The sequence below is a fragment of the Mycobacterium tilburgii genome, assembly GCF_902168065.1.
GTDB classification, from domain to species: domain Bacteria; phylum Actinomycetota; class Actinomycetes; order Mycobacteriales; family Mycobacteriaceae; genus Mycobacterium; species Mycobacterium tilburgii.
In genome coordinates this window covers 1-5292 of sequence record NZ_LR655764.1, presented here as the reverse complement: position 1 = coordinate 5292, position 5292 = coordinate 1, and the positions used below count along the sequence as shown (strand labels likewise).

5 protein-coding genes and 2 pseudogenes are annotated in these 5292 nt (G+C 67.6%); 4 read left to right on the top strand and 3 right to left on the bottom strand.

The window, feature by feature from the left end; all coding sequences use genetic code 11:
* Positions 1-152: pseudogene (locus tag FQ389_RS18330) on the bottom strand (hypothetical protein); the annotation flags it as partial.
* A 173-nt stretch (positions 153-325) separates the two neighbouring features.
* Between FQ389_RS18330 and nth the strand changes: the two are divergent.
* The 4 genes and pseudogenes from nth to marP all read left to right on the top strand — a co-directional run bounded on the left by nth (position 326) and on the right by marP (position 3480).
* The gene (gene nth / locus FQ389_RS17305; protein WP_144209872.1) at positions 326-1006 is read left to right on the top strand and encodes an endonuclease III; all 681 of its coding nucleotides are present in this window, start codon (positions 326-328) and stop codon (positions 1004-1006) included.
* An 18-nt stretch (positions 1007-1024) separates the two neighbouring features.
* Positions 1025-1669, top strand: coding sequence for a TlpA family protein disulfide reductase (locus FQ389_RS17300; protein ID WP_144209869.1), 645 nt, complete (start codon positions 1025-1027; stop codon positions 1667-1669).
* Between the two features lie 136 nt (positions 1670-1805).
* Positions 1806-2281 (top strand): annotated as a pseudogene (locus tag FQ389_RS17295) (hypothetical protein).
* Between the two features lie 5 nt (positions 2282-2286).
* Entirely contained in the window at positions 2287-3480 is a 1194-nt protein-coding gene (gene marP, locus FQ389_RS17290) for an acid resistance serine protease MarP (RefSeq protein ID WP_144209866.1), read from the top strand.
* Here the strand turns inward: marP and FQ389_RS17285 are convergent.
* Both FQ389_RS17285 and FQ389_RS17280 read right to left on the bottom strand, forming a co-directional pair.
* A complete protein-coding gene (locus tag FQ389_RS17285) occupies positions 3473-4438 on the bottom strand; it encodes an alpha/beta fold hydrolase (protein WP_144209863.1) in 966 nt (321 codons plus the stop codon). The two genes, marP and FQ389_RS17285, sit on opposite strands and share 8 nt — an antisense overlap.
* The gene (locus FQ389_RS17280) at positions 4439-4957 is read right to left on the bottom strand and encodes a phage holin family protein (RefSeq protein WP_144209860.1); all 519 of its coding nucleotides are present in this window, start codon (positions 4955-4957) and stop codon (positions 4439-4441) included.
* Between the last annotated feature and the right edge of the window lie 335 nt (positions 4958-5292).

Here is a 5292-nt window from a genome sequence, read left to right as displayed (position 1 = left end):
GGCTGCGCCTGGTCGAGGAACTCGTCGACGTTGGTGGCGGCGATCGACTCGCGGCCGAGCTCCCGTTCGAGCCGGTCCAGGCCGAGCGCGGCGAGCATCAGCAGCACGGGCACGCAGGCCACCAGCAACCACAACACAACGAGAGTAAACATGCTCAAGGTCTCAGCCAGGTTACGAAATCAGTACTCTGTCGTAGGTGACCGTGGCGCGGCCGTTTGGGCGTTCGAAATCGAAACCGGCCGTGGCCGATCCGAAAACTGACTCGGCACTCGCGCGCCGCTGGGCCTCCGAAACCCGCGCCGGGTTGGTACGGCGCGCCCGTCGAATGAATCGCACTCTGGCACAAGCCTTTCCGGAGGCGCACTGCGAGCTGGATTTCACCAATCCGCTGGAACTCGCAGCGGCCACCATCCTGTCGGCGCAGAGCACCGACAAGCGGGTGAACCTGACGACGCCGGCGCTGTTCCGACGATACAAGTCGGCGCTGGATTACGCGCAGGCCGATCGCGACGAACTGGAAAACCTCATACGCCCCACTGGTTTCTTCCGTAACAAGGCCAGTTCGTTGATCGGCCTCGGTCAGGCGCTCGTCGAGCGGTTCGACGGCGAGGCGCCCTCGACCATGGACGAATTGGTGACCCTGCCCGGCGTCGGACGCAAAACCGCCAACGTCATCCTCGGGAACGCATTCGGCATCCCCGGGATCACCGTCGACACCCATTTCCAGCGGCTGGTGACCCGGTGGCGGTGGACCGCGGAGAAGGATCCGGTCAAGATCGAGCACGCGGTCGGTGAACTGATCGAACGCCGCGAATGGACCATGCTGAGTCACCGGGTGATCTTTCATGGCCGGCGCGTGTGTCATGCCCGCAAGCCGGCGTGCGGCGTCTGCGTGCTCGCCAAGGACTGTCCGTCGTACGGTCTCGGCCCCACCGAGCCGGCCCTGGCCGCGCCCCTGGTCCAGGGCCCGGAGGCCGAGCACCTGCTCTCGCTGGTCGGCTTGTAAAACGGCCCTCGGCCGCGTATGACGACGTTGACCCGACGAACACGCTGGACCATCGCCATCCTGGCGGTGGTCGCGGCACTGGTCGTCGCGCTGGTCGCACAACTGCCTGACAGCACGCCGCCCTTCGCAGAGCCGCCGCCGTCACCCAATCGCGAGTACCGGGATGCGGACACACCGGCCGTGCCGGCCGGCCCCCGGCAGCACGCCGACCTGCCGCCCTGCCCGGCGCCCGGCAGCGGTCCCGGACCAGCCGCCCTGCGCGGCGTCTTCGTAGAATGCGCGGCCGACGGATCCAGCGTCGACGTCGCCCGGGCGCTGGCCGGGCGACGCGTGGTCCTCAACCTGTGGGCCTACTGGTGCGCGCCGTGTGCGGCCGAACTGCCCGCGATGGCCGAATATCAGCGACGAGTCTGGCCCGATGTCTTGGTGGTGACGGTGCACCAGGACGAGAACGAAACCGCGGCGTTGACGCGGCTGGCGGAGCTGGGCGTTCGGCTGCCGACGCTGCAGGACGGCCGTCGGCTCACCGCCGCGGCGATCAAAGTGGCGAATGTGGTGCCCGCGACGGTCGTGCTGCGACCGGACGGTAGCGTTGCGCAAACGCTGCTGCGGGATTTCGCGAGTGCCGACGAGGTCGCGGCCGCGGTCGGAAGCGACGGATGACCAAGTTCCACGTCCTGAAATAGCCTGGGCAGGTGGACTCGACGAGGAGGCGCCGGTGAGTGTTGGGGGTGCCGCCCGCGCTCAGGGGACGGTTCCCCTGACACCCGACGCCTACCCGTCCCGGTTATGTCCGCTGATGGACAACGTCGATCAGATGCCGGACGCCTACCGTCGCCGGCTGCCGCCCGAAGTGCTGGCGATGGTGACCGCGGACCGAGCGGCTTCTTCCCGGCGCGATGACCGCGAGGCCGCCGGTGCTGGTGCTGTTTTCGGGCCCCGGAGTCCGGGCCGGCCGACGGGGGCGTGCCCGACGACGCCGACCTGCTACTCACCGTGCGGGCGTCGTCGCTGCGGCACCATGCGGGCCAGGCCGCGTTTCCCGGCGGCGCCGCCGACCCACAGAATCGCCTGATGGTGTACCGCAGCGACCTCGGCAACCGCTGGGCGGGTCCGGCGTTCTTGTTGAACCAGATGCTGGTTTGGGGATTCACTGGCCAGGTGATTTCTGCGGTGCTCGATGTCGCGGGCTGGGCGCAGCCATGGGACACCGACGACGTCGGCGAACTCGACGACGCAAAGAGATTGGTCGGCCGACAAGGCGGCGGCCAATGAACCCGATGACCCCGTCGCAGTGGCTGGACGTCGCGGTGCTCGCCGTGGCCTTCATCGCCGCGATCTCGGGCTGGCGTTCCGGCGCGGTCGGTTCGCTGTTCTCGTTCGTCGGCGTGCTGCTTGGTGCGATCGCCGGGGTGCTGCTGGCCCCCCACATTGTTAGCCATATCGCCGCCCCCCGCGCCAAGCTGTTCGCCGCGCTGTTTTTGATCCTCGCGCTGGTCGTTGTCGGGGAGGTCGCCGGCGTCGTGCTGGGGCGGGCGGTTCGCGGCGCGATCCACAGCCGCAGCATCCGAGCCGCCGACTCCGTCATCGGGGTGGGCGTGCAACTCGTCGTGGTGCTCACCGCGGCGTGGCTGCTTGCGACTCCGCTCACCCAGTCGAAAGACCAGCCCAGGTTGGCGGCGGCGGTGCGCGGTTCGCGCGTGCTCGCCGAGGTCAACGACATCGCGCCGCCCTGGCTGAAGACGGTGCCCAAACGCCTTTCGGCGCTGCTGAACACCTCCGGGTTGCCCGCCGTGCTGGAGCCGTTCAGCCGCACCCCGGTGATCCCCGTCGAGTCGCCGGATCCCGCCCTGGCCAACAATCCGGTGGTGAAGGCCGCCGCGCCCAGTGTCGTCAAGGTGCGCAGCCTGGCGCCCAGCTGCCAGAAAGTGTTGGAGGGCAGTGGTTTCATCATCGCCCCGGACCGGGTGATGACCAACGCACACGTGGTGGCCGGATCTAGCAGCGTGCAGATCTACGCCAGCGGCAATCCGCTGGAGGCCACCGTGATCTCCTATGACCCGTCGGTCGACATCGCGATCCTGTCCATCCCGAACCTGCCGCCGCCCCCGCTGGCGTTCAGCGACAACGAGGCGAAAACCGGCACCAGCGTGGTGGTGCTGGGATATCCCGGCGGCGGTAACTTCACCGCGACCCCGGCCAGGATCCGAGAAGCCATCAAGCTCAGCGGTCCCGACATCTACCGGGACCCCGCGCCGGTGACCCGTGACGTCTACACCATCAAGGCCAATGTGGAGCAAGGCAATTCGGGTGGGCCGTTGATCGACCTCACCGGCAAGGTGCTCGGCGTGGTGTTCGGCGCCGCCGTCGACGATCCCGACACGGGATTCGTGTTGACGGCCGGTGAGGTCGCCAGTCAGCTGTCCCGGATCGGTGACACCCAACAGGTCGGGACCGGCAACTGCGTCAGCTGACCAAGGGGCCGTGCACCTGTTCGAGAAACCGCGCTAGGTGTTTGTTGACTTCCTTGGGGGCCTCTTCGTGGCTGTAATGCCCTGCGCCGGCGACGGATATGTAGCGGCCCTGGGTCGCGAAGCGTTGGTTGCGGTTGATCGGGTCGGCCAACACGTACGGATCGGCGTCGCCGCGCAGATGCAGCAGCGGTACTCCCAGCTGGCGGGACACCGATTTCATGAAGCGTCGTCCCTCGGTGCGCAGTTGGCTGCGCACCGCCCAGCGCTGATACTCCAAGGCGCAGTGCGCCGCTCCGGGAATCTGAATCGCGGTGCGCAGGTACCCGATGGTCTGTGAGAAGTCTTCGGAAGCAACCCATTTGCCGGAGCTGCGGCTGCTGACCAGTCGCTCGATCTCGGCTCCGTGGTCGCGGGTCAGCAGGTGCTCCGGCCACACCGGTAGCTGATAGCGCAGCAGCGTCGACAGCAGCGCGGACCTCTGATCGCGGCGGGTCAGCACCGAGCGCCGCAACGCGACCGGGTGGGGCGAACTGATCAGCGCGATACCGCACACCAGCCGAGAATGCAGCAGCGCGGTGGTCCAACAGGCCAGGCCGCCGTCGGCGTGGCCGACCAGCGTCGCCGACGAATGCCCAAGCGCGCGAATGAGTCCGGCCGCATCACCGGCCAGCGTCCAGCCGTCATACCCGCGGGGCGGTTTGTCGCTGCCGCCGCAACCGCGAAGGTCGACCGCGACGACACGCGCTCCGGTCAATCCGCGCAACTGGTGGCGCCAGGACCACCAGAACGATCCGAAACCATGCAGCAGCATCACCAGCGGTCGGGCCGCCGCCACGCTCGGCGCCTCGTCACCGTCCGGGAGCGCCTCGACGACGTGGAACCGAATGCCGTTGGCGTGCACATCCAAATGGCGCCACGGCCCGTCGATGCGGACCACCGACGGATCTGGCGACGCCATCTACCAACCCGAGGGGTCGGACGGAGCCTGCTCTCCGGCGGCGTCGGTGAGCTCCTTGGCACCGGCCTTGTCGTGGCCAGGGGTGAGCGCGGTGCGGGTCTCCTTGACCGATTCGATCGTTTCCTGCGGCCCCCGGATCCGGCGCATCTTCAGCCAACCCAACAGCGCCAGCGCACCACCGACCACCACCATCAGCGCGAACATGATCAGGAAAGCCGCCCAGCGCCACAGCCAGTTGTCGAGCAGCTCGGTCAGGAAGAAGAAGAAAAAGAACGTTGAGTAGAACAACACCACCAGCGCGGCGATGAAAAAGACGCTGCCGGTCAGGCCCTTCTTGATGTCGCGGGTGATCTCGGCACGGGCCAGCTCGACCTCGGCCCGCACCAGGGTGGACGCCTGAGTCGTCGCGTCTTTGATCAGGTCACCGATCGACGGCTCGCCGTTGCGGGCATGCGGATCCGCCAACGGAATCGTGGTCAGGGTGCTCGGCACACTATTCTTGCGATCGACCTTGCTCACAGACGGTCCTCTCCGCTCAACTGCCCGGCCCGCATCGTCGCCAAGCCCGCTCGCTTCGTCGCGGTTTATGTTGCCATGTGCCGCCAGGCCAGATGAGGCCAGCCGACCATCGGTCAACGGCTCACCGACGGCTATTTGCACAGCAAGATTGCGGCCCGGGTGATCATTTAGACTGGCGCAGCTGTTCTCCGACGTCCGGGCGCCGATGGGAGTTTACGCATTGCAGAGAGCACATCGGTGCGTGGTAGCGGCGCTGGTGGCCGTGCTGCTGTGTCAAGCGGGTTTGCCCGCAAACGTCGCCTACGCCGACGACCGGGTCCCCATGGGTGGGGGGG